Origin of the sequence: Rhizobium sp. BK112 (assembly GCF_014193215.1) — a bacterium.
In the GTDB taxonomy this organism is placed as follows: Bacteria; Pseudomonadota; Alphaproteobacteria; order Rhizobiales; family Rhizobiaceae; genus Rhizobium; species Rhizobium anhuiense.
On record NZ_JACHYZ010000001.1, the window covers coordinates 160,326 to 184,610 of the forward strand.

Consider the following 24,285-nt stretch of genomic DNA (forward strand, 5'->3'; position numbering starts at 1 on the left):
TGTCCCCGCCTCTACATGCACCTCTGGGAAAACGATCGCAACCGTCATCAAGGTGCCGCGGCATTTCGCGCATAATCCCGGTATCGCAGGGGTTCCAATCGATTCCTCTTGACAAAACCGTCCGGACGGTATCTTTTAATCTGCATGTCGAACGCTCATCATCGCAAGAAACAGCCCGCTCTCGTGCGCCAGCAATTGCTGGAGGTCGCCGCCCGCCTTGCTGCCAGCGAAGGCATGGCCGCGGTCACGCTCGATGCGGTGTCGGCTGCCTCCAGCGTCAGCAAGGGCGGGCTGCTGCATCATTTTCCGACGAAGAATGCGCTGCTCGATGCCCTGTTCGAGAGCCTGCTCGAAAAGTTCGACGCTGATATTGAGGAACTGATGCGCGGCGATCCGCAGCCGCAGGGCCGCTTTACCCGCGCCTATCTCAGGGCGGTAGCCGGTCTCAAGGATCGTCCCGACGATTCCAGGGGTTGGACGCAGGTGACGATCGCGCTTCTGGCCGAACCCCGGCTGCGTCTTCGCTGGCGCCAATGGGTGCAGGCACGGGCGGAGGAGTATATCGGCACCGACTCCTCCCTCGATGCGCAGGTCGTGCGTTTCGCCGCCGACGGACTTTGGTTCGCAGATACGTTAGAAAGCCATGATATCAACGGCGTTCTGAGGCGGGATCTCATCGATCGCCTTGTCGAACTGACCGGCAAGTAGTCCGAAAGGAATTCGCCATGAGCCAAGCTGCCGTCTACGGGCTGCTGTTTGCAGCCATCGTGCTCGAGGTCATCGGCACGACCGCGCTGCAACTGTCGCAGCAGTTCACCCGCATCGGGCCGACGGCACTCGTCGTCGCCTGTTATGCGGCCGCCTTCTATTGCCTGTCGCTGACGCTGAAGAGCATCCCGGTCGGCATCGCCTATGCGATTTGGAGCGCTTTGGGAATCGTGCTGATTTCCTCGGTCGGTCTGGTCTTCTTCAAGCAGCGCCTCGACCTGCCGGCCATCGTCGGGCTCGGGCTGATCGTAACAGGCGTTATGGTCGTCAATCTCTTCTCGAAATCCGTTTCACATTGATATTGCTGTGGTATTTCCAGGCGGATTTTCCGCCTTCGTCCGACAAATTTTCCCCTTTGTCAAAATACTGACAAAGGTCTATGTGTTCCTTGGACGTGGAGGAGACGAGGCGCAGCCAGCGCCGTTTTCCAAAGCGCTTTGAATCCTGCCTTCCCGCCTATCGATACTTCCAGGTTTCTACAGGAGCACATCATGGCCATTCGCACCGTCGTCTGGGGAGAGAATATCCACGAGAATACCAATGCCATCGTCCGGGGCATCTATCCCGAAGGCATGCACACGACGATCGCCAACGCTTTGAATGCCGACCCCAGCATCTCGGCGACGACGGCGACGCTGCAGGAGCCGGAACACGGCCTCAGCGAAGCCCGCCTTGCCGAAACCGATGTCTTGACCTGGTGGGGCCACAAGGATCACGGCGCGGTCTCCGACGTCGTCGTCGAGCGTGTCGCCAAGCGCGTCTGGGAAGGCATGGGGCTACTCGTGCTGCATTCCGGCCATTTCTCCAAGATCTTCAAGCGGTTGATGGGCACACCCTGCGCGCTGAAATGGCGCGAGGCGGGTGAGCGCGAGCGTCTGTGGACGATCAATCAGCGCCATCCGATCGCCGCCGGCATCGGCGAACATTTCGAACTCGAGAACGAAGAAATGTACGGCGAGCAGTTTTCGGTGCCGGAACCGCTCGAAACGGTGTTCATCTCCTGGTTCCAGGGCGGCGAAGTGTTCCGCTCGGGCCTGACCTGGCGCCGTGGCGCCGGCAACATCTTCTATTTCCGCCCCGGCCACGAGACCTATCCGACCTATCACGACGTCAATGTCCAGAAGGTGCTGATCAACGGCGTGAAGTGGGCCTATAACCCTGAGGGCTCGTTGACGGGTATCACCGACGCTCCAAATGTGCCGGTAGAAAAAGCACTGGAGCCGATCGTCGAACGCGGCCCGAAACTACACCAAGCCGGCGAAGCCGGTTACCGCTGAGGAGCATCCATGCGATTACTCGTTCTTGGCACGGGCGTGATGGCGAAAAACCAGCTCGCCCGCTTCCCCCTCATCGATGGCGTGACAGTGGTTGGCGCCGTCGACACCGATCCCGATCGGCTTTCGGCCTTCGCCGACAAATTCAACATCGAAAAGCGGTTTCTTTCCCTGGAGGAGGCGATCGCCTGGGGTGAGTTCGATGCGGCGACGAACGTCACGCCCGACCGCATCCATCACCCGACGACGATGGCGCTGATTGCTGCGGGCAAGCACGTCTTCTGCGAAAAGCCGCTGGCGGAGAATTATGCGAAGGCGCTGGAGATGACGGAGGCGGCCGAAAAGGCCGGCGTCATCAACATGGTGAACCTTACCTATCGCAACGTCGCGCCGCTGCAGCGCGCCCGTGAGATGGTGCTCGCCGGCGAGCTCGGCACGATCAGACACGTGGAAGCATCCTATCTCCAGAGCTGGTTGGTGTCGCGCGCCTGGGGCGACTGGCGTACCGAGTCCACCTGGTTGTGGCGGCTTTCCACCGGCCACGGCTCGAATGGCGTGCTCGGCGATGTCGGCATCCATATTCTGGATTTCGCCGCCTATGGCGCGGCGACCGACATCGACCACGTCTTTGCGCGGCTGAAGACCTTCAACAAGGCGCCGGGCGGTCAGATCGGCGAATACCTGCTCGACGCCAATGACAGCTTCACCATGTCCGTCGATTTCGCCAATGGCGCACTCGGCGTCATTCATGCCAGCCGCTGGGCGACAGGGCATCTGAACGAGTTGAAGCTGCGCATTTATGGCGAGAGGGGCAGCCTCGAGGTCATCCATCGTCCCAACGGTTCCGAGCTGCATGGCTGCCTCGGCGAGGATGTCGAAACCGCCACCTGGACGAAGATCGAGGTTGAACCGGTGGCGACCAACTATGAGCGTTTTGCCGAGGCCGTGGCAAGCGGCATCCAGCCGGACCCGAACTTCCGCCACGCCGCCAACCTGCAGAAGGTGCTCGACCTCGCCATGGTGACCGAGCGCGAACGGCGCGAGCTGAAGGTCTGATCCTGTCCGCTGGATAAGCCGCCGTTCATCCGACGGCGGCTTACGCAGCGCATCGGCGCGTCATCGGCTTTTCGTTTGCGAGGTTTTGACGCTATGCTTCTGCATGGGCAGCTCGAGGCTCTCCTTTGGTCCGTTCCTTTACGATCCCGTGACAGGAAGCCTGTGGCGGGACGGGAAATCCGTTGCGGCGGGACCGCGACCGGTCGCGCTGCTCGGCTTGCTGCTGGAAGCTGAGGGCCGGGTCGTCACCAAGGCGGATTTGATTGACAGGGCCTGGACGGGGCTTGCCGTGGAGGAAGGCAACCTTACGGTTCAGATTGCCGCGCTCAGGAAGCTTCTCGGCGCACGGCCGGATGGCACGGAGTGGATCGTCACCGTTCCCAGGGTCGGCTACCGCCTGCCGCGCCAGGAGGATGGCAGGATGGCGCCCGTGGCGTCGCAGCCGCCTTCCGTCGCGGTTCTTCCTTTCGTCAATCTCGGCGGCGATGCCGACCAGGATTATTTTGCCGACGGTGTGGTGGCGGAGATCATCACCGCCCTTGCGCGCTTCCGCTCCTTTTCCGTTGTCTCGCGTCATTCCGCCTTCGTCTACAAAGGACGCAGTGTCGATGTGCGAGAGGTGGCTCGAGAACTGGGCGTGCGCTATGTGCTCGAAGGCAGCATCCGGCGGGAAGGGGCGCAGGTGCGTATCAATGTACAACTGGTCGACGGCGTGACCGCGACCAATCTCTGGGCCGATCATTTTGAAGACGGCATCAGCCACGTCTTCGCTTTCCAGGACCATATCACCGAACGCGTCGCCTCGATCGTCGAGCCGGCGATCGAGATCGCCGAAATCCAGAGGTCACGACGTGACCGGCCGAACAGTCCGGCAGTTTACGATCTCTATCTGCGCGCCCTTGCCGCGATCATCGACGAGTCGATCGAAAGCAATGCCGCCGCCTATGCCTTGCTGCAGGAGGCGCTCGCCATGGAGCCGGAAAATGCGATGCTGCTTTCGCATGCCGCCTGGGTACTCGAACATCGCATTACCATGGGCTGGCCGCGGCTCGGGACGGACGACAAGGCGGAATGCGTCAGTCTTGCCCGGCGCGGGCTTCAGCATTCGGCCGGCGATCCCCGCGTGATGGCCCATTGCGGTATGGCGTTGCTGCAGACAGGCAAGGATTATGAAGGCGGCATGGCTGTGCTGGAGGCGGCCGCTGCCGCCAATCCCAACGATCTTCTGGTCGCGGCTTGCTCCGGCATTGCGGCTTTGCACTGCGGCGATATCGAGCATGCGCTCGAGCGCCTGCATCGCGCCCTGAAATTGGGACCCCGCGATCCGGATGCGCGTTTTTCTCTGACGGGCATCGCCATGGCCGAAATCTTTCGCGGCAATTACGAGGAAGCACTTTCATTTGCGTCACGCTCGCTGGCGCTGAACGCCCATTTCGATCCGACTTACTGGATGCTGATCGCCGCACACGCGCATCTCGGCAATATGGAGCAGGCGCGGCAGTTCCTGCGCGCGCTCGAGAAAATGGCACCTGATGTGACGCTGGAAGGCATTCTGGCGGGTCAGCCGGCCAAGAATCCCCAGCGTTTTGCGCCGGTGCTGGAAGGGCTGGCGCGCGCCGGGATGCGGCCGCGGCCATAGGCTTTTGCAAGTTTTTGCAGTTTTTAGTCGGACTTTAAGGACCTAGCCCCGTTGCGTCAGCCACGCTGATCCCATCAATCGGGATGGAGGGTCGGCTGATGCTTTCCAGCATGCATATTCTGTCGCTCAAACAGGGCAAGCTTTATGGCGAGCGAATTCCGATAGAGACGCTGCCGCAGGAGTTCAAGTTGCCACAGCGCCTTATCCTTCTGTTCTCGCTGATCGGTAGCTGGCGCGAGCGTACGAAAAAAGGCCCCACCGAAGCGGGGCCGGAAGTTGCCGAGCCGCAGCAGGCGGCTTCGGTTGCCTGATTATTCGATGACCTGCACCACACGGTGGGTGCGGGGTTCGACGATCACGCGTTGATTGTTGATGACCGTATAAGCATATTTCGGGTTGTCAGGGACCGGCGTTACGACGACGTCTGCCGGAAGCGGTTTGCCGACGACGATCGGTTCCTGGACGACCACGGAAGCAGTCGGGGCCGGCTGCTGCTGGACATAGGTCACGACCTCGCGCGGCGGCGGGTCGACAACGGCACCGGCGACACCGCCGGCCACGCCGCCAATGGCAGCACCCACGGGACCGCCGACGATCGCGCCGGTGATGGCGCCACCGGCTGCACCGGTCACGGCGCCATCAGCGAGCGCATTGGTTGCAAGAGACGACAGCGCAAGAGCGCTGGAGACAAGTAGGACCTTGTACATTTTGCTTCTCCTTACTGGGGTTGCGTTTGGGTAACGACCGCGCCAATTCGAGGTTCCAGCAGGAGAGAGTCACGCTTTGGAAGACCGGTTCACATTGTGTGAAGTGGCCCAGGCATGGGTCGGGATGCATTATTCCAGCCGACGGCGGAAGAGCCAGGCGGCGGCGCTGAGCGTGAAGGCGGCGATCAGCGCCAGCGGGATCGTCTGGTTCACCACCTCGCTCAAGGGGATATCCTTGAGGAAAACGCCTTTGACGATCACCAGGAAATAGCGCAGCGGATTGATGAGGGTTATCGGCTGCAGCCAGCTCGGCATGTTCTCGATCGGCGTGGCGAAGCCTGAGAGCAGCATGGCCGGAACCATGAACAGGAAGGCGCCGAGGATCGCCTGCTGCTGTGTCATCGACAGCGCCGAGATGAACAGGCCGAGGCCGGCGACCGAACCGAGATAGAAGATCGCGCTGCCGTAAAGCAGGAAGAGCGAGCCGCGCAGCGGCACCTCGAAGAGGAAGACGGCGGCCAGGATATAGACAGTAATGTGGAAGAGGCCGATCATCATCGGCGGGATCAGCTTGCCGATCAGGATTTCGTGCATGCGCAGCGGCGAGACCATCAACTGGTCGAAGGTGCCGAGTTCGCGCTCGCGGGCAATCGACAGCGCCGTGACGATAAGCCCGATCAGGAGCGCGATACTGGCGATCAGGTTCGGCACCATGAACCATTGGTAGGTGAGGTTCGGATTGAACCAGTTGCGCGGCACTGTCGAGACGATGTCGGCGCCGGCCCGTTTGCCGGCCGGCGTCTCGGCAGCAAGGCCGGCGCCTATCTGTGAGAGGTAGCCGGCGACGATCTGCGAGGCGTTGGAGCGGCGGCCGTCGAGCACCACCTGCAGGTCGGCCGGCGCTCCCGCCTCGATATTGCGCGAAAAATCCGGGCCGATCTCTATCGCCGCAATGGCTGTCTGGGTATCGATCGCCACCTGGATATCCGCCTGGCTTCCCGCCATCTCGATCCGGCGAAAGGTCGGCGAGCCATCGATACGCTCGATCAGTTCCTGGCCCCAGTGACCACTGTCGCGGTTGAGGATCATGATATCGACATTACGGACTTCGAGAGTTGCGGCGTAGGAAAAGACGAGAAGCTGGACGATCGGCGGGCCGATCAGGATGGCGCGACCCTTGGGGTCGCGCAGTACAGCCAGCAGTTCCTTGACGATGAGGGCGTAAAGCCTTGTCCATCCCATCTCAGCCGATCCTCTTTCTGGTGCTGCGGGCGGCAAGCATGAACATGATGGCGCCGATCGTCAGCATGACCGATATCGCCTTCACGAACATCGGCCAGATGTCGCCGGCGAGGAAGACCGTCTGCAGGCTGGGGATCAGGTAACGCGCCGGCACGATGAAGGTGATCCACTGGATCACGGTCGGCATGGAATTGATCTCGAAGAGGAAGCCCGACAGCAGGAAGGCCGGCAGAAATGCTGTAATCAGCGCCAACTGCGAGGCGAGGAACTGGTTCTTCGTTACCGTCGAGATCAACAGGCCCTGGCCGAGCGCCGGGATCAGGAAGGCGGCCGAGAGTGTATAAAGGGCGGCGACGGAACCGCGGAACGGCACGCCGAAGAGGAAGACCGCAAGCAGCACGCAGAGCGTCATCGAGGTGAGGCCGAGCAGGAAATAGGGCAGGATCTTACCGGCGAGCAGTTCGACCGCCGTCACCGGGGTCGCCATCATCGCCTCCATGGTGCCACGCTCCCATTCGCGGGCGACGACGAGCGAGGTCAGAAGCGTGCCAACCAGCGTCATGACGATGGCGATCGAGCCCGGCACGAGGAAATTGCGGCTGGTCAGTTCAGGATTGAACCAGAAGCGCTGCTCGACCGCGATGGCGGGACTATGCGAGGCGACGTCCGCCTGTCTCTGCCGCTCCCAGTTGGCGACGGCGCCCTGGGCATAATTTTGCACGAAATTCGCCGTGTTCGGATCGGAGCCGTCGACGATCACCTGGATATCGGGACGGTTGCCGGCGGTGTAGCGCGTGGTGAAATCGGCGGGGATAACGACGACGCCGCGCACCTTGCCGACCACGAGGTCTTCTTCGAAAAGACGCCGGTCACGGCCCATCGCCACATCGAAATAGCGTGAGGCCTGGAAACTGGCCGACAGATCCTGCGTCAGCGGCGTCATCTCCTCGGTCACGAGGCCGATGCCAGTGCGGGTGGTATCGAGCGAGACGCCGTAGCCGAACAGAAAAAGCAGGATCAGCGGCAGCACGAAGGCAATGAGGATGCTGCTCGGATCGCGGATCGCCTGCAAGCTTTCCTTGCGCACCAGGGCTGAAAGACGCCGAAGCCGACCGGAGGAGACACTCATGCGGCATCCTCCACTTCCGATTGCTGCACGAGGGCGATGAAGGCATCCTCCATCGTCGGGTCCGGCTGCTCCTTGGTCGCGACCCGCGCCTTCAATTCATCGGGCGAGCCGAGCGCAATCGAGCGGCCGCGATAGATCAGTGAGATTCGGTCGCAATATTCGGCCTCGTCCATGAAATGGGTGGTGACGAGCACTGTGACGCCCTTTTCGACCAGCGCATTGATATGCGTCCAGAATTCACGCCGGGTGATCGGATCGACGCCGGAGGTCGGTTCGTCGAGGAAGAGGGCGCGCGGCTCGTGCATAACGGCGCAGGCAAGCGCCAGGCGCTGCTTCAGGCCGAGCGGCAGATCTTTGGCGGGTTCGCCGGCATGGCGACCGAAATCGAAAATGTCCGCCATCAGGTCGATGCGCTCGCGCCGGTGTTTTCCGCGAAGGCCATAGACGCCAGAGAAGAATTCGAGGTTCTGCATGACGGTGAGATCGCCGTAGAGCGAGAATTTCTGCGCCATGTAGCCGAGCTGGTTGCGGGCTTCGGCGGCATCACGGCGAAGATCGAAACCGGCAACGCGGCCTTCGCCGCCGGTCGGCTTCAGCAGGCCGCAGAGCATCTTGAAGGTGGTGGACTTGCCGGCGCCGTTCGGACCGAGCAGGCCGAAGATCTCGCCGCGGCGGATATCGAAGCTGATATCGTCGGCAGCGGTGAAATCACCGAAGCGCTTGGTCAGGCCCTTGGCCTCGATTACCGGCCGGTCGTTCTCAGCCTTCAGCGACTGCTGAGCTTCTGCGAGCCTGGAGCGGCCACCCGGACCGCCGCCCAACATATCGATGAAGGCATCCTCGAAGCGCGGCGGTGCAGGGGCGAGTGTTGCGCCATCGCCGGCCTTGCTGATATCGGGCTTCTTGTCCTTCGCCGCGACCAGGCGGATCGCCTCGCCCTGGATCACGCCGTCGATGACGCCATCGGCCTGCAGGAGTTCGGCGAGCACCTGCCGGCGGCGGCCGGTGACATTGGATACCCTGAAGACCCGGTCCTTGACGCGCTCGGTCATCTCCATCGGTTTTCCCGAAAAGAGCAGCTTGCCCTGGTTCAAAAGCAGCACGTGATCACAGGCTTCCGCTTCGTCCAGATAGGCGGTCGACCAGAGCACGCCGATGCCTTCCTTCGTCAGGTTCTCGACCATCTTCCAGAGGTCGCGGCGCGAGATCGGATCGACGCCGACGCCCGGCTCGTCGAGCAGCAGCAGGTGCGGCTTCTTCAGAAGCGCACAGGCAAGGCCGAGCTTCTGCTTCATGCCGCCGGAGAGTTTCCCGGCCAGCCGGCCGGTGAACCGCTTGAGATCGGTGAAGGTGAGCAGTTCGTCGAAGGTGCTCGCGCGTTCGCTCTTCGGCAAGCCACGCAGATCGGCATAAAGATCGAGATTTTCCCGCACCGAGAGATCCTCATAGAGGCCGAAGCGCTGCGGCATGTAGCCGATCGCCGCCTGGATGCCGGCTGCATTCTTCCTGGTGTCGAAGCCGAGAACCTCCATCGTTCCCGTGTCGGGCAGCATCAGACCGGTCATCAGGCGGATCAGCGTCGTCTTGCCGGCGCCGTCAGGGCCGACGAGGCCGGTGATCGCGCCGCCGCCGATCGTGCCGGAGACGGTGTCGAGGGCGGCGGGTGCGTCGCCGAAGCGCTTGGTGACGCCGTCGATCCGGACGAGCGGCTTGTCGTCCGAACCTGTCAGCGAGCCGGTCTCGGCGGCAATCATTGTCCGCCTGCCGTCGGCATGGGAAGGCGCACGGTGACCGGCATGCCCTGGCGCAGATCCGGGCCGGGCTTGTCGATGACGATCCGCAGGCGATAAACGAGGTCGGTGCGGAGTTCCGGCGTCTCCACCGATTTCGGAGTGAATTCGGCGACCGGCGAGATGAAGCCGATCGTGCCTTCGTAGGGCTTGTCGGGCGCCGTATCGGAGGCGACCGAAACCTTCATGCCGGGGTGGATGCGGCCGAGATCGGGCTCCGCAACATAGGTGCGCACCCAGACGGGCTCGGTCAAGGACAGCACGAAAACGGTATCCGCCGGCGAGACGATGGCGCCATTTTCCCGCACGCGGGAAAGGATGACGCCGTCGTTCGGGGCGCGCAGTTCGGCATCTTCCAGCGAGGTGCGGGCTGAGGCCAGGGTTGCCTCGGCAGCCTTCACCTGCGCGTCGGCGGCGGCGATATCTTCGACGCGTGACCCCTCCTGCAGCAGTTTCAGCGCCTCGTTGGCGGATTGGGAGCGGGCGGCGGCCATCGCCCGTGCAGCGGTCGCCTGGTCGAGGCTCGCCTCGGAAATCGTGCCCTGCGGGCGCAACTGGCGGGCGCGGTCATAGGCAAGGTTGGCATTCTGGAGATCGGCGAGGCTTTCGTCATAGGCGGCGCGCGCCTGGGCGATTTCGGTCGGCCGTGGGCCGGCCTTCAGCTTGTCGAGCGTCGCTCGAAGGGCTGCTGCATTGGCCTCTCCGGAGCGGACAGCGAATTGATAGGGGGCGGCGTCGAGTTTCGCCAGAACCGTTCCGCTCTTGACCACATCGCCCTCGTCCACGCGCAGTTCGGAGAGGCGTCCGCTGACGCGGAAGCCGAGCGAGACCTGGCGGATATCGACATTGCCGTAAAGGACGAATTCTCGGCGGGCCTCGGCTTGCCAGCCGAGCTTTTCGGGCAGGCCGTACCACCAGGCGGCGGCACTCGCCGCAAGGAGGAGGATGGCGAGAGGAAGGATGCGTTTCATGCTGCGCCTCCCTTCGGCGAGCCGAGGACATCAACCAGTTCGGCGGCGAGGCCCCGCAAGGTTTCCACCTGTTCCGGGCCGATGGTGTCCCATTCCATCTGGGCAAGCACTGCCGCGTGGGTGACGCGAAAGACCAGGATGCTGCCGAGAAGATTGAAGGTGCGCAGGCGCACATGTTCCGAGGCGGGGTCTTCGCGAAGGATCGCGCCGATCAGCCGCCGGCCCATCTCGATCATCGGCCGCATAATACCTTGGTAGACCTTCGCAAAAGCCTCGGTCGGCTCCATCTGCTCGCGGATCAGGAAGCGCGCCCACGATTCGGATTCCTTGCCGACGAAAAGCGTCACCATGGTCTGTAGAATTTCGGTGAGGAAGAGGCGGGCCTGAGCTTCGGCGAGGCGTTCGCCCGCGGCGTCGAGCGCCAGCAGATGCGTGCCGATGCGCGCCCTCATGTCGCCGACATGCGTGTCGATGCGGGCCATCAGATACTCGGCGGTGGCGATGTAGAGACCTTCCTTGCTGCCGAAATAATAGGGAATTGCCTGCAGGTTCACGCCGGCGGCCTCTGTCAGCTGGCGTGTCGAAGCACCGTCGAAGCCGTACCGGCCGAAGACGTCGAGAGCGGCGGAGAGCATCTTCTGCCGCGCGATATCGGCGCGGGCGGAGGCCGGTGGCTGTGCGTCATGTTCTTGGGTCATGACAGATTTATAACGCCGTTAGGTAATTAAGTCAATCGATTGATATATTCTTGGCCGAATTGGCGGTTTATGCCTTCACTGGGTGCAAAGGTAGCAAGACAGGAACGTGGCATCGCTCGTGGCGGCTGCATGATCGGATTGGGATCGAAATGTGCCGTTCAGCGGTTCAACGTCGATCGGAACAGGTGATATCGGCTGTTCTGGAAAACGATTCGAAAGAAAGCAAAGAGGCCCGTGGGGAACGGACCTCTCAGGGTTCTCGGAGTGGGAAGAGGAACCAAGCCTCGGGGTCGGCTGCTAACAGGGTAGTGCTGCAATATCGCTAATTTTCACGACACTAATGTGTCTGGTATCAGCCGGCTGCGACCCAAAAGCCTGCCACTTTTTCGTGAAGCCTATGGCCATGTTTTGACACAAAACTGCCTTGCTCTTTCCGTATCGCCGGTTCGATGCGTATTCAGATTTATATCATTGCGCTCCTGCTCAGCGCCATCATGTGGTCGATCTCATTCGATGCGGCCCGGGAATCCTATCATGCCGCGCAAAGCGCGGGATTGATGCCGAACCTGCATATCAACAAGAAGCTGGATCGCATTCTGTAGACTGCGATGTAGCTCCCAGGTCCTTGCCGATTGCGTTCTCGGCCCGCGGCCGGGACCCTGTTTCTTTCTGCGTATCGAGCCCTTCCGGACAGAAAATCAAATTTCTTAAAATTTGACCGATCCGCTTAAAAGCGCTGAAAATACTGATGTGTAGAGTGATCTCATGAAAGCGACCGAAGCGTGGACAGACGCATCGATCGTTTGAAGCCGGGCTGAAAGCCCGCCGATCCGCAAACGGGGACCTCGACATGCGCAGAACTCTTACCGCCATCGCCTTGACCGTGACCATCAGTGCCACTGCCGGGCCGGCCTTCGCTATGGGCCCCGCCAGCCTTGCCCGCGACCTGATGTACACATCCGCCATCGGCCATTCGCCTGAGGTTCCCTTGACCACACGCGCCGGTTTCGTGCGCCCCGGCATTCCCCTCGTCCTGCGCAGCCCCGTGACGGTCGAGGGTGAGGGTTATCGGCTCAAGACCTATTCGCGGAGCCTGACCGTTGTCGTCGACTATATGTTTTCGAAGGCGGTCGATGTCGTGAGCGCGGTGACATTTCTCCGCTGACGGGATCGACTGGAAACAGTTCAGCAATAATTAGGCGCCAAGTTCGCCGCGTACGTCGAGATACCAGTCGACGAAGGCCTTGACGCCGACATCCAGGGTCGTATCCGGCTTGTATCCCGTCAACGCGACGAGCAGATCGGGGGCGGCGAATGTGCGCGGCACATCACCCTTCTGCATCGCCAGCATCTTGCGGATAGCGGGACGGCCGAGCGCCTTTTCCACCGTTTCGACAAAATTCATTAGGCTGACCGGCTGGCCTCCGCCAATATTGACGACACGAAAGGGTGCCTGGCGCGAAAGCGTTTCGATGCCCGCGTCGTCGAGGCGGTTTTCTTCGCTCGGGGTGATTGCCGACAATCTGACGATCGCTTCAATGAGATCGTCGATATAGGTGAAGTCACGGCTCATATTGCCTTCGCCGTAGATCTCGATCGGCTGGTCTTCCAGCATGTTCTTGGCGAATTTGAACAGCGCCATGTCGGGCCGGCCCCATGGGCCATAAACGGTGAAGAAGCGAAAGGCCGTGGTCGGAATCTTGTGAAGATGGGCATAGCTGTGCGCCATCAACTCCATCGATTTCTTCGTCGCGGCATAGATGGTCAGCGGCTCGTCGGCCCGATCGGTCTCGCGAAAGGGGACGGTCTCATTGGCGCCGTAGATCGATGACGTGGAAGCCAGCATCAGGTGACGGACGTCGACGCGCCGCGCGACTTCCATGATGTTCCACGAGCCTTCGACGTTCGAACGGAGATAGGCCTCGGGATTTTCCAGGCTGTAACGCACGCCGGCCTGCGCGGCGAGGTGGATCAGGATGTCGGGCTTGGCTGCCAGAACAGCCGATTCCAGCGCCGGCCGGTCCTCGAGCATTGATATGACGGGTTTGAACGCCGGAAACTGGGAGAGTGCCGCATGGCGCATCTCCTTGAGCTTGATGTTGTAATAGGGAGTGAGGCCATCGAAGCCGGTGACGTCATGCCCTTCCTGCAGCAGGCGCCTGGCCAGATGAAAACCGATAAAGCCGGCCGTACCGGTAATGAAGTAGCGCATTCCCACCTTTTCTCGGCTCCCTGCCGACGGCAAAGAGCCGATTCCGCATCAAAGTGCCCCCACTTACAAGATAAAAAGAGGCCGAGTCGATAGGTCTTTGAAAGAGACGGCAAGAGCTTCGTCTCGGCTGCCGTCGGCCCGCCCGCCGCTGTCTTGCCGGATGACGGCCGGCCGCCGATCTTTGCCGTGCCGGCCAGCCGTCCCTCCCGGGCATTATGCTGCATTGCAACATTGAGGCTTGCATGTTATGGCCGGCTGGTCGTCTGCAAGCAGGTCAGGATCGATGAGAAACATAATCTATTGGATTCTCTGCGCGTTTCTGACCGTTGCCATCTCGATCGTGTCGCTGCGCTATGTGACGAACTTCTGGCTGCTGTCCTTCGTCTACAGCTTTCAACTCCACCTCGGTGTCGTCTTCGTTGCCGCCAGCCTCGTCATTCTGGCCGTCAAAAGGCAGATCTACGGCTTTATCCTTCTGCTTGTCTCGCTTCTTCTCATCGCACACGGCGTCGTCATGCTGCGCGAGTTCTCGCAGGATGGCAGAGCAGCGGACACGCCGCCGCTTTTTCGTCTGATGTCGTTCAACATTGCGATCGATAACTGGAAAAACTCGACCGAAATTACCGATATGGTGATTGCGTCGAATGCCGATGTCGTCAATCTGCTCGAAGCCAAGCCGCTGACATTCCATCTGCAGCAATTGTTCAAGGCCTATCCCTATCATATCGGCTGCGACAGTGGGAAAGATACGTGCGATACGCTGGTGCTGTCCAAGCGCCCGTTCGTCAGCCGGCAGGTCGCAAGCATGGGCAGCCTCCGAAAAAACAGGCTGGTGATATCGAGCGTCGACTTCGGCGGCGAGACCATCAATCTGGTGTCGGCGCACCTGACCAAACCATATTTCGACGATTTCCAGATGGCCGAATTGGAAGATCTCGGCAAAGTGCTGGGTTCGATCGACGGTCCGCTGGTGTTGTCAGGCGACTTCAACTCCTCGGTGATCGCTCCAAGCATCCAAGGTTTTCTGCGTGAACAGAAGCTGAAAACGATCGTGCCGGAACCGGCAACATGGCCGGTTGCCGCCGGCGCGCTCGGGATCGCCATCGACCATATATTTGCCCGCGCGCCGCTTCATCTGCGATCACTGAAACGTCTCGATGACAATCTCGGCTCGAACCATTCAGGCCTTATCGCCGAATTCGTTCTCGACAAGGGTGGCGAAACTTCACCGGCAAAGTGAGCTAGCCGGGGGCAAGATGACCTTGCCCGGGGCAAGAGAGCTTGCCGGGGGCAAAGTCAAAATCTCGTTCTGCCGCCTTTTTTGTCGATCATCTGAAATTTCTCGCCGTCGGTCTTCACGCTGACGCAGTCGGTCGACTTGTTGGGAAACCGGACACACACCTGGCCGTTGGTGATCTTATAGCCATTGGCGTTGCCCTTGCGATATTCGTAACCGTTGCTGCTTTCTTTCAGCTCCGACGTGCCCGGCAGGTGCTGGCGAATTTCAGCCTCGCTTGCGGTTCGCATCTTTCCCGTTTCGGCTAACGCAATTCCCGGCAACATGACTGAAAGAAATCCGGCGAGGGCGGTCATGATACGCATCAGGGGGATATCTCCAGTCATGTCTTTCGGTGCGCCCATTCTACGAGAACTCCGAGAGCGAATTCAACAGCGAAGGTGGTCGCGCCGCAGGCCGACCAGCGGCTGCGGCTGCGATTTTACGTTCTTCCGAACTCATCGACGATACGGATGATGTCGTCTTCGCCGAGATAGGAGCCGGTCTGCACCTCGATGAGTTCGAGGACGATCTTGCCGGGATTGGCGAGACGATGAACTTCGCCGAGCGGAATATAGACGCTCTCGTTCTCGCGCAGCATCCGAACGGTCTCGCCGACTGTCACCTCGGCCGTTCCCTTGACGACGACCCAGTGTTCGGAGCGATGGTGGTGTTTTTGCAGCGAGAGCTTCTTGCCCGGCGTGACGAAGATGCGCTTCACCTGGAAACGATCGCCGTTGAAGATGGAGGTATAGCCGCCCCAGGGACGGTAGGACGTCGGATGGGTTTCGGCGAATTTCGCCGTGGCGGACTTAGAGGCCAGCATCTTGACCAATTGCCCGACATTCTGGCTGTCTTTGAGCGGCCCGACATAGACGGCGTCTTCGCTGGCGATGACGGCGACATCATCCATGCCCTGGACGGCAAGATGCACGCCATGGGTCATGACGAGCGAGTTGCGGGTATTGACGACGGTGGTGTTGGCGGCGGCGACGTTGCCGTTGTCGTCGCGTGCGCCTGATTTCCAGACGGCATCCCAGCTACCCATGTCCGACCATTTGAACGGTGAGGGGACGACAGCCGCCTTGGACGTTTTTTCCATGATCGCATAGTCTATGGAGATATCGGGGCTCTTGGCGAAATGGTCGGCGTCGAGGCGGGTGAAATCGAGGTCGCGGCTTGCTTTCGAAACGGCCTTGCTGGCCGCCTTCAGCACATCGGGCGCATATTCCTGCAGTTCGGCGATGAGCTCCGCCACCGGGAACATGAAGATGCCTGAATTCCAGTAGAAGCCGCCGTCGGCGAGCATCCGTTCGGCCGTTTCCAATGCCGGCTTCTCCACGAAGCGGACGACCTTGTGCGCACCGTTTTCGAGGGCATCGCCGATCTCGATATAGCCGTAACCCGTCGCTGGCTCCGTCGGCGTGATGCCGAAGGTTACGAGCTTGCCGTCGGCAGCGGCGTCGCGGGCGATGCGGATGCAATCGAAATAGCTCTTGTCGGCGAGGATCTCGTGATCCGAGGCGAGCATCTGGATGATGGTGTGCTTGCCAAAGAGGTCAGCTGCAAGCGTTGCGGCCGCGGCCACCGCTGCGGCTGTGTTGCGGGCGACCGGTTCGAGCAGGATCGCTGCGAGCGGGATGGCGCGCTCGCGAGCCTGTTCGGCGACCAGGAAGCGGAATTCTTCATTGGTGACGACGATCGGGGCTTCATAGAGTTCGGGATCGGAAACGCGTTCGAGAGTTTCCTGAAACAACGTCTTGTCGCCGACGAACTGGATGAATTGTTTCGGTGCGGTGGCACGGGAAAGCGGCCAGAGCCGCGTGCCTTTGCCGCCGGCCATGATCACGGGAACGATTTTCTGCGTCATAGGCGGGTTCCTTGAGATAAACGGCTTGTTCGTCACATGTTACCGGGCGCCTGCCCAGTCTCTTATTCGATTGAGCCCTGTCTTCAGCAAGTCCAGGGCTGCAGCTTCGCTGCCGGCCTCCACGTAGCAGCGCATCTCAGGCGCATTGCCGGATGGGCGGAAGTGAATGATCCCGCCATCTCCTAGCGTCACCCGAAGTCCGTCGATATCGGATTTCGCGGCCACCTCGCCGATCGGCTGCAGGAAAGCCCGGAGATTTTCTTCCGAGGCGCGCAGATGCTCCATCAGTGCCGCGCTCGTCTCCACCGGAAAATTCTCCAGCCGATCGGCTGCGGCAAAGGGCAGGTGATAGGAGGCGGCAATGGCTGAGAGCGGCTGCCGGCGGATAGCGGCGAGCGACAGGATTGCGAGCATCGGGACAAAACAATCACGCGTCGGCAAGGCGCGCACGGCTCTGCCGTTGATATCGAAAGGGGTTGCTGTCAGCAGCCCGCCATTGGCTTCAAAGCCCATGACATGATCTTCGCCGGCGGCTACGGCCTCTTCCATACCGGATATGACGAAGGGCGAGCCGACGCGGGTGCGCCTGACGGCGAAAGAGCCTGCGGCCTCGATGCCGGAATTTGACGTAACCGGTGTCACCACCGTCCCGGCGCGCAAGAAATTGGCTGCCACAAGGCCGAGAAGGTCGCCGCGCAAGGGGGCGCCGGTTTCGTCAGCGACCAGCGGACGATCGCCGTCGCCATCGGTCGAGACGATTGCATCGAACTTGTGCTCGGACACCCAGCGCTTCATCAGCGTGATCGTCTCGTCGGAAACAGCCTCGGTATCGACGGGGATGAAACTCTCCGAACGTCCGAGAGCGGTAATCTCAGCGCCGTAATGAGCGAGAACGTCAACCAGCAGATCGCGGGCGACGGTGCTGTGCTGGTAGACGCCGATCTTCAGGCCGGACAGCGCGCCTTGCGGAAGCAGGGCGGCATTGCGTTCAAAAAAGAGCTGCCGGCAGATCGCTTCATGATCCTCCGTCTCGGCCGGCGCCTGCGTCACCGCTTCACCGCTTCGCTCGATCTCGGCCGCCGATGCGGTAATTGCCGTCTCGTCCGATTTGTCGATCTCGCCATCGGGACGATAGAACTTGATGCCATTGCGGTCCGCCGGAATATGCGAGCCCGTAACCATCAGGCATGCGGCGTTGCTCTCGAGGCCATAGAGAGCAAGAGCGGGTGTGGGGACATTGCCGCAGTCGAATATCCGGAAGCCGAGCGCGGCGAGCGCACCTGCACAATTTCCTGAAATTTCGGGGCTTGAATCGCGAAAATCACGGCCGATCAGAATGACGTCGCCGGCCTGCGCCTTGCCGGTCTGCAACAGATATTTGCCGAACGCGGTGGCGTAGAGAGCAGAGGCGCGTCCCTTGAGATCGACTGAAAGTCCGCGAAGGCCGCTCGTGCCGAATTTCATAGGAAGACATGGCTCCGATTGCACGATCAAGTTTCTACTCAGGCCGCCTGCCGGCGTAAACACCAAAGCTCACATATAGTTAAACACGGAGGATGATGTTTCACGCAGGCTTTTGCAATCTTCTCTTGCTGAATTCTGAGGGCGTAGACCCATTGCTGATCCAGCAGGCATTGCAGCGTAGGTCGATTTTGTTAGAACCGTGTGTCTGTTGTTTCGTCCTATGCGAAGGATTTTCCTAGATGAGCGATACATCCGTCAGTCTCGAGGAGAGTTGGAAGGCTGCGCTGGAGGGGGAGTTTTCAAGCCCCTACATGCAACAGCTCAAATCTTTCCTCGTCGCGCAGAAGCAAGTCGGAAAGCGGATTTTCCCCAAGGGCAGCGAATATTTCCGCGCCCTCGATCTGACGCCGATCTCCAACGTCAAGGCCGTCATCCTCGGCCAGGACCCCTATCACGGGCTCGGGCAAGCCCATGGGCTGTGCTTCAGTGTCCGGCCGGGTGTGCGCATCCCGCCCTCCCTCGTCAATATCTACAAGGAGATGGAAACGGATCTCGGCATAGCGCCGGCACGTCACGGTTTTCTCGAGCATTGGGCAAGACAGGGCGTGCTCCTGCTGAACAGCGTGCTGACCGTCGAGGAAGGACAGGCGGCGGCTCATCAGGGCAAGGGATGGGAGCGCTTCACCGACGCCGTCATCCGCAAGGTCAATGATGAATGCGAATCCGTCGTCTTCATGCTCTGGGGTTCCTATGCCCAGCGCAAGGCCGCCTTCGTCGATACGACGCGGCATCTCGTGCTCCGGGCGCCGCATCCCTCGCCGCTTTCGGCCCATAACGGCTTTTTCGGCTGCGGGCATTTTTCGAAGGCGAACGCCTTCCTGCAGTCGCGCGGACGAGAACCGATCGACTGGCAATTGCCGGCTAATCCCCATGAAGCCTAGATGTGAACGTAAGCGAGCATTCGTTCACTAAAAGAAGACAATGCGTTTTGATCTAAGGGTCTGTTCCGCAGGAGCTGCAGCGCGCATCTTAGCCTCATTGAAAGCCCGCAACGGCGGGCATGAAAGGGGTCTCACATGCTCGATCAGATCAAGGGTCTGCACCACGTCACGTCGATGGCGCAGGACGCCCGCACCAACAACCAGTTTTTCACCAATGCGCTCGGCCTGCGCCGGGTCAAGAAGACTGTCAATTTCGACGCGCCTGACGTTTATCACCTTTACTACGGTGACGAGATCGGCACGCCCGGCAGCGTGATGACCTATTTCCCGTTCCCGAAGATGGCGCAGGGCCGTGCCGGCACCGGGGAGGTCGGCACGACTGTGTTTTCCGTTCCGCAAGGCTCGCTCGGCTTCTGGAGCGATCGCTTGGCCGCGCTTGGTCTCGGCGGACTGAAGGCGGAGGAAAGTTTCGGCGAAAAGAGGCTGAACTTCTCCGGTCCCGATGGCGACGGCTTCGCGCTCGTCGAGGTCAGGGATGATGCGCGTCAGCCCTGGACACAGGGCGGCATCAGCGAGGACCATGCCATTCGCGGCTTCCACTCTGTCGCCATGCGGCTGAGGGACGAGGGCGCCACGGCCGAACTCCTGAAGTTCATGGGCTACGAGGTCTCTGAGGAAAGGGATGGCGTCAAGCGGCTGATCAAACCCTCCGGCAATGGCGCGCATCTCATCGATCTCGAAACCATGCCGAACATTGCCCGCGCGCTTCCCGGCGCCGGCTCCGTTCACCATGTCGCCTTCGCTGTCGAAAACCGCGAGAAGCAGCTCGAAGTGCGCAAGGCACTGATGGACACCGGCTACCAGGTCACACCAGTGATCGACCGCGATTATTTCTGGGCGATCTATTTCCGCACGCCGGGCGGTGTGCTGTTCGAGGTCGCGACCAATGAGCCCGGCTTCGATCGCGACGAAGATACGGCCCATCTCGGCGAAGCCCTGAAGCTGCCGCAGCAGCACGCCCATCTTCGCGCGCTGCTCGAGCAGCATCTGCAGCCGCTCGAAGCGTAAGGAGAGGCGATATGACCGAAACCGGATATGTGCACCGGCTGTATGCCGGTGCACCGGATAAACCCATCCTGTTGGTGCTGCACGGCACCGGCGGTGACGAAAACCAGTTCTTCGACTTCGGCCGGCGCCTGCTGCCCGAGGCGACGATTCTCTCGCCGCGCGGAGATGTTTCCGAACATGGCGCGGCGCGATTCTTTCGCCGCACCGGGGAGGGGGTCTACGATATGCCCGACCTTTTGCGAGCGACGGAAAAGATGGCCGCCTACGTCAAGGCGTTTGCCGACGAGCACCGGGCTTCCAAGATTCTCGGCCTGGGTTTTTCAAACGGCGCAAATATTCTTGCCAACGTGCTGATCGAGAAGGGTATCTTCGATGCTGCGGTTTTGATGCACCCGCTCATTCCGTTTCAACCTGAAACCCAGTCGACGCTTGCGGGAAAAAAGGTGCTGGTGACGGCAGGGCAGCGAGATCCGATCGCTGCCGTTCCCATGACCGAGGCGCTGTCCGACCATCTTAAGAGCCGAGGGGCTGATGTCAGGGTGGTCTGGCATCCCGGTGGCCACGAGATTGCGCCGCTTGAGATCAATGCGGTCCGCGATTTTCTCGGCGCTTATTGAAACGTACACCGCTAAAGCGCGTCGCAATCTTTACAGATTCGCTTCTGGCGCTTTAGGTCCTTGGTTTTACGCATGTCATTGTCGCAAAACCGCTGCACACTTTTGGGCGACAAGCTTTAGCTGGCGGGAGACTGATTTGCGGGACCGACGATTGCCGGTCCCGCATCTTTGCTGGCACGATGATCCCATCGTCCGTTATCGATAAGACTTCAGGGGCGAGGAGGATATTTGCCCCTGATTGCCTTCATGTAAAAATTTCCCGGGGATTCCGCCATCGTCAACCCGACGACGACACCCTTGGGAACGCCTTCATATTCTCGTCTCTGACCGTTGGTCAGATAGACCCGTAGATGCCGGCTGTCTTCGTCGTAGGTGATTGCCTCGATAAGTTTCGAATCAACCGCAGTTTCCACTTTGCACCCCGCAATTTTGGATCTGAGATTCCCAATCAAGAATGTCATTCACGCTCGCAACGCACCATCTTTATGCTGCCCCGCGGGGGCGTCAAGCGCGATCTTCTTTAACGTTCATTTTTTCGTGTAGGCTCTCGTTATAGTTGATTAATACAGCTTTTTCGAAGGTTTCTCCTGTGGAAATCCGACAGCCGCGATTCTTCCACTCGGGAAATATTAACCGCAAAGATGACGTGAAACACCATATGCGCTCCGCTTAACGACGGATTAACCGTCATATATTAAAATATAGCGGAATATTAACCGTAGCGCTCTCCCAGATATGAACAATTACAGATTGCTGTTTCTCGCGACGGTAGTGTTACTATCACTGGCGAGTTGCTTGAGTGGGCGTGGCCACGTGCCTCCGACAACCGATCTGCCTGCAAAATTTCGAGAAAGCGCCATCGAAGAGGTCGAGAATGCATTGTCGTCCGTTCACCGCGACACGCAAACCGGTCAGGCGCTACGCGCTCAGGCGAAGACTACGCAGGATTCCCTTGCGCTTTCAATCGGCAGCTACAAGGATGGACAATCATCCTTCACTGAGCCTCATGCCGTTGCGGCGATGGACAAGAGATGGATTGTTTCCGACAGCCCGTCATCCGGTCGGGTCTCATAAATGGGTTACATGTTTAACTATCTAGGGCCGTGGCGACAACAGATACCGATACTGGCTGGCAACCGTAAAAGACGCGCTCGGCTGACGTTTGCCGAAGGCGAATTCGCTGCGGTCTACGCGATGAGCGATGTTCACGGATGTTACAATGAGCTTGTCGAGGCGCATCGCCGCATCGAGGCGGACGCCGCCCGCATTCCGGGACCGAAACTCATCGTCATGCTCGGCGACTATGTCGATCGCGGGCCTGATTCGAGTGCTGTGCTGGAGTTCCTGAGCAAGAGCCCCCCGCCGGGATTTCAGCGGTTCGTCCTGTGCGGCAATCACGATTCGGAACTGGTGCAGCTCTATCGCAAACCGGCGCGCATTCTCGAATGGCTCGGCTTTGCCGGAACGGAGACGTTGCACTCATACGGTATCGATATCGAGCATCTGCTGCAGTCGGCGGCCGGAAGCGAAACGATTGCCCGCGTCATTCACAACATGATTCCCGAACGGCATATCGAATTCCTGGAATCGCTGCCGATCATGCTGCGGATGGGAAGGCTCCTCTTTGTCCATGCGGGCATCAAGCCGGGCATCGACCTCAAGAAGCAAAAGGACAGCGACCTCATGTGGATCCGTCAGCCCTTCCTGGAGGAAGGGCCGCAGCTTCCTGTCCTCGTGATTCACGGCCATACCCCGGCGCGAACCCCGACATTCGGTCCGCAACGCATCGGCATCGACACCGCGGTTTCGGCGACGGGCCGGCTGACCGTGCTGACGATAAAGGGGACGCGGGTCGGGATCCTCTAGCGCATCATGCTTTCCGAAAATCGGAATCGATTTTCGGAAAGAATGATGCGCAGGTTCAACGTGTTAGAGCGTCCTTTGTGCGTCCGAAAAGGACGCACGGCGCTCTAAATCGACGAGCCCGGTGTCGGCCGAAAACCGCTTACACTGTTTCGACATCACGCTCTAAAAGCAAACGCCGCGGGCTATGCTCCGCGGCGTCAGGACGATCAGATGTTCATCTATTTCAGGAGTGGGTCACGTCCTGGTAGAGATTGGTGCCGATACCGGTATAGGTGAAGCCGTATTTGCGGACCTCGTCACTGCGGTAGATATTGCGCAGATCGACCAGGATCGGAGCGCGCATCGACTGCTTCAGGCGATTGAAATCGAGCGCGCGGAACTGGTTCCATTCGGTGACGATGACAAGCGCATCCGCGCCGGCCGCCGCTTCGTAAGGGCCACTTGCATATTCGATGTTCTCGATCACCTTGCGGGCATTCTCCATGCCCTCGGGATCGTAGCCGACCACCTGGGCCCCGGCATCCTGCAGGGTCTGGATGATTGCGATCGCCGGGCTGTCGCGCATGTCGTCGGTGTTCGGCTTGAAGGTCAGGCCGAGAATCGCGACCTTCTTGCCGCGAATGTCTCCGCCGACGGCCGAGATGACTTTGCGTCCCATCGCCCGCTTGCGGTTGTCGTTGATCGAGATCGTCGTCTCGATCAGCCGGACCGGCGCGTCGTAATCCTGCGCCGTCTTGGCAAGGGCAAGCGTATCCTTGGGGAAGCAGGAGCCACCGTAACCCGGGCCGGCATGCAGGAACTTGGCGCCGATACGGCCATCGAGACCGATGCCGCGCGAGACGTCCTGGACGTTTGCGTCGACCCGTTCGCAGAGATCGGCGATCTCGTTGATGAAGGTGATCTTCATCGCGAGAAATGCATTGGCTGCATATTTGATCAGTTCCGAGGTGCGGCGGGTGGTGAAGACCAGGGGGGCCTGATTGAGATAAAGCGGACGATAGACCTCAGTCATGGTTTCACGCGCCCGATCGTCGTTCAGCCCGACGACAATGCGGTCAGGGCGCTTGAAATCTTCGATCGCCGCGCCTTCGCGCAGGAATTCGGGATTGGAAACCACGGCGACATCCGCCGCAGGGTTGGTTTCGCGCATGATGCGTTCGACTTCGTCTCCCGTGCCGACCGGAACCGTCGACTTGGTGACGATAACGGTGAAGCCTTCCACGTAGGTGGCAATCTCGCGCGCTGCGGCGTACACATAGGAGAGATCCGCGTGGCCATCGCCGCGCCGGGACGGCGTGCCGACTGCGATGAACACGACGTCGGCGCTGCGGACGCTTTCGCCGACATCCGTCGAAAACGACAGCCGGCCGGTGCTGGTATTTTCGGCGACCAGTTGCTCCAGACCCGGTTCGTAGATCGGAATGCGCCCTTCGCGAAGGGCTTCGATCTTGCTCAGATCCTTGTCGACGCAGATGACGTCGTGGCCGAAATCCGCAAAGCAAACGCCTGAAACGAGGCCGACATAGCCTGATCCAATCATCGTGATGCGCATAATTCCCTCAAATCATTAGAGTAGAACGTCATGCTGCGTCGCAGCATGAGTTCGTCTTAGTTAATCTGGACGAAAAGACAATACCGAAGATCGCCTTGGTACCCACATCGGACATCGAACTCCGGGCATCGCAGCTTGCTGCCGG

General features: G+C 60.3%; 25 protein-coding genes. 13 read left to right on the forward strand and 12 right to left on the reverse strand.

Annotation, left to right across the window (positions count from 1 at the left end; genetic code table 11):
- Window positions 1-144: 144 nt before the first annotated feature.
- The 6 genes from FHT75_RS00740 to FHT75_RS00765 all read left to right on the forward strand — a co-directional run bounded on the left by FHT75_RS00740 (window position 145) and on the right by FHT75_RS00765 (window position 5,048).
- Entirely contained in the window at window positions 145-708 is a 564-nt protein-coding gene (locus FHT75_RS00740; RefSeq protein ID WP_028758874.1) for a TetR/AcrR family transcriptional regulator, read from the forward strand.
- Between the two features lie 17 nt (window positions 709-725).
- The gene (locus FHT75_RS00745; RefSeq protein ID WP_063474413.1) at window positions 726-1,067 is read left to right on the forward strand and encodes an SMR family transporter; all 342 of its coding nucleotides are present in this window, start codon (window positions 726-728) and stop codon (window positions 1,065-1,067) included.
- Between the two features lie 192 nt (window positions 1,068-1,259).
- Window positions 1,260-2,045, forward strand: coding sequence for a ThuA domain-containing protein (locus tag FHT75_RS00750; protein WP_183844608.1), 786 nt, complete (start codon window positions 1,260-1,262; stop codon window positions 2,043-2,045).
- A 9-nt stretch (window positions 2,046-2,054) separates the two neighbouring features.
- Window positions 2,055-3,098, forward strand: coding sequence for a Gfo/Idh/MocA family protein (locus FHT75_RS00755; protein WP_028758594.1), 1,044 nt, complete (start codon window positions 2,055-2,057; stop codon window positions 3,096-3,098).
- A gap of 103 nt (window positions 3,099-3,201) precedes the next feature.
- Window positions 3,202-4,737, forward strand: coding sequence for a winged helix-turn-helix domain-containing tetratricopeptide repeat protein (locus tag FHT75_RS00760; RefSeq protein WP_183844609.1), 1,536 nt, complete (start codon window positions 3,202-3,204; stop codon window positions 4,735-4,737).
- Between the two features lie 98 nt (window positions 4,738-4,835).
- A complete protein-coding gene (locus tag FHT75_RS00765; protein ID WP_028758592.1) occupies window positions 4,836-5,048 on the forward strand; it encodes a hypothetical protein in 213 nt (70 codons plus the stop codon).
- On the opposite strand, the gene FHT75_RS00770 is transcribed toward FHT75_RS00765, so the two are convergent.
- From FHT75_RS00770 to FHT75_RS00795, 6 genes are all read right to left on the reverse strand, one after another.
- Entirely contained in the window at window positions 5,049-5,444 is a 396-nt protein-coding gene (locus FHT75_RS00770; RefSeq protein WP_028758591.1) for a DUF1236 domain-containing protein, read from the reverse strand.
- A 129-nt stretch (window positions 5,445-5,573) separates the two neighbouring features.
- Entirely contained in the window at window positions 5,574-6,686 is a 1,113-nt protein-coding gene (locus FHT75_RS00775) for an ABC transporter permease (protein ID WP_183844610.1), read from the reverse strand.
- Window position 6,687: 1 nt separating this feature from the next.
- A complete protein-coding gene (locus FHT75_RS00780; protein WP_183844611.1) occupies window positions 6,688-7,815 on the reverse strand; it encodes an ABC transporter permease in 1,128 nt (375 codons plus the stop codon).
- A complete protein-coding gene (locus FHT75_RS00785; RefSeq protein WP_183844612.1) occupies window positions 7,812-9,569 on the reverse strand; it encodes an ATP-binding cassette domain-containing protein in 1,758 nt (585 codons plus the stop codon). Before FHT75_RS00785 ends, FHT75_RS00780 begins: the two co-directional genes overlap by 4 nt.
- Complete coding sequence (gene hlyD, locus FHT75_RS00790) at window positions 9,566-10,576, reverse strand: secretion protein HlyD (RefSeq protein WP_183844613.1); 1,011 nt, start codon at window positions 10,574-10,576, stop codon at window positions 9,566-9,568. Before hlyD ends, FHT75_RS00785 begins: the two co-directional genes overlap by 4 nt.
- Window positions 10,573-11,274 (reverse strand): CerR family C-terminal domain-containing protein, encoded by a 702-nt coding sequence (locus FHT75_RS00795; protein ID WP_132573178.1) that lies wholly within the window; start codon window positions 11,272-11,274, stop codon window positions 10,573-10,575. The genes hlyD and FHT75_RS00795 overlap by 4 nt, the downstream gene beginning before the upstream one ends.
- A gap of 449 nt (window positions 11,275-11,723) precedes the next feature.
- On the opposite strand from FHT75_RS00795, the gene FHT75_RS00800 reads away from it, so the two are divergent.
- Both FHT75_RS00800 and FHT75_RS00805 read left to right on the forward strand, forming a co-directional pair.
- Window positions 11,724-11,876 (forward strand): hypothetical protein, encoded by a 153-nt coding sequence (locus FHT75_RS00800; RefSeq protein ID WP_009988813.1) that lies wholly within the window; start codon window positions 11,724-11,726, stop codon window positions 11,874-11,876.
- Window positions 11,877-12,124: 248 nt separating this feature from the next.
- The gene (locus FHT75_RS00805; RefSeq protein WP_132573176.1) at window positions 12,125-12,439 is read left to right on the forward strand and encodes a hypothetical protein; all 315 of its coding nucleotides are present in this window, start codon (window positions 12,125-12,127) and stop codon (window positions 12,437-12,439) included.
- A 30-nt stretch (window positions 12,440-12,469) separates the two neighbouring features.
- On the opposite strand, the gene FHT75_RS00810 is transcribed toward FHT75_RS00805, so the two are convergent.
- Window positions 12,470-13,486 (reverse strand): NAD-dependent epimerase/dehydratase family protein, encoded by a 1,017-nt coding sequence (locus tag FHT75_RS00810; protein WP_183844614.1) that lies wholly within the window; start codon window positions 13,484-13,486, stop codon window positions 12,470-12,472.
- 283 nt (window positions 13,487-13,769) lie between these two features.
- Between FHT75_RS00810 and FHT75_RS00815 the strand changes: the two genes are divergently transcribed.
- Complete coding sequence (locus FHT75_RS00815; RefSeq protein ID WP_132573174.1) at window positions 13,770-14,726, forward strand: endonuclease/exonuclease/phosphatase family protein; 957 nt, start codon at window positions 13,770-13,772, stop codon at window positions 14,724-14,726.
- Between the two features lie 56 nt (window positions 14,727-14,782).
- Here the strand turns inward: FHT75_RS00815 and FHT75_RS00820 are convergent, their stop codons facing one another.
- The 3 genes from FHT75_RS00820 to FHT75_RS00830 form a co-directional block, all read right to left on the reverse strand.
- Entirely contained in the window at window positions 14,783-15,088 is a 306-nt protein-coding gene (locus FHT75_RS00820; RefSeq protein ID WP_132573325.1) for a hypothetical protein, read from the reverse strand.
- A gap of 116 nt (window positions 15,089-15,204) precedes the next feature.
- Entirely contained in the window at window positions 15,205-16,632 is a 1,428-nt protein-coding gene (locus FHT75_RS00825) for a mannose-1-phosphate guanylyltransferase/mannose-6-phosphate isomerase (protein WP_047611554.1), read from the reverse strand.
- Between the two features lie 39 nt (window positions 16,633-16,671).
- Window positions 16,672-18,096 carry a phosphomannomutase gene (locus FHT75_RS00830; protein WP_132573172.1) on the reverse strand — a complete coding sequence of 475 codons (1,425 nt, stop codon included), beginning with the start codon at window positions 18,094-18,096 and terminating at the stop codon, window positions 16,672-16,674.
- Between the two features lie 239 nt (window positions 18,097-18,335).
- Between FHT75_RS00830 and ung the strand changes: the two genes are divergently transcribed.
- The 3 genes from ung (at window position 18,336) to FHT75_RS00845 (ending at window position 20,722) form a co-directional block, all read left to right on the forward strand.
- Window positions 18,336-19,037 carry a uracil-DNA glycosylase gene (gene ung / locus FHT75_RS00835; protein ID WP_047611549.1) on the forward strand — a complete coding sequence of 234 codons (702 nt, stop codon included), beginning with the start codon at window positions 18,336-18,338 and terminating at the stop codon, window positions 19,035-19,037.
- 135 nt (window positions 19,038-19,172) lie between these two features.
- On the forward strand, window positions 19,173-20,105 hold the full coding sequence (locus tag FHT75_RS00840; RefSeq protein WP_132573170.1) for a VOC family protein: 933 nt from the start codon (window positions 19,173-19,175) through the stop codon (window positions 20,103-20,105).
- A gap of 11 nt (window positions 20,106-20,116) precedes the next feature.
- On the forward strand, window positions 20,117-20,722 hold the full coding sequence (locus FHT75_RS00845; protein WP_183844615.1) for an alpha/beta hydrolase: 606 nt from the start codon (window positions 20,117-20,119) through the stop codon (window positions 20,720-20,722).
- 209 nt (window positions 20,723-20,931) lie between these two features.
- Here FHT75_RS00845 and FHT75_RS00850 read toward each other — a convergent pair whose 3' ends face one another.
- The gene (locus FHT75_RS00850) at window positions 20,932-21,183 is read right to left on the reverse strand and encodes a KTSC domain-containing protein (RefSeq protein WP_029868399.1); all 252 of its coding nucleotides are present in this window, start codon (window positions 21,181-21,183) and stop codon (window positions 20,932-20,934) included.
- Window positions 21,184-21,796: 613 nt separating this feature from the next.
- Between FHT75_RS00850 and FHT75_RS00855 the strand changes: the two genes are divergently transcribed.
- Complete coding sequence (locus FHT75_RS00855; RefSeq protein WP_183844616.1) at window positions 21,797-22,588, forward strand: metallophosphoesterase; 792 nt, start codon at window positions 21,797-21,799, stop codon at window positions 22,586-22,588.
- 223 nt (window positions 22,589-22,811) lie between these two features.
- On the opposite strand, the gene FHT75_RS00860 is transcribed toward FHT75_RS00855, so the two are convergent.
- Window positions 22,812-24,140, reverse strand: coding sequence for a UDP-glucose dehydrogenase family protein (locus FHT75_RS00860; protein ID WP_097594187.1), 1,329 nt, complete (start codon window positions 24,138-24,140; stop codon window positions 22,812-22,814).
- Between the last annotated feature and the right edge of the window lie 145 nt (window positions 24,141-24,285).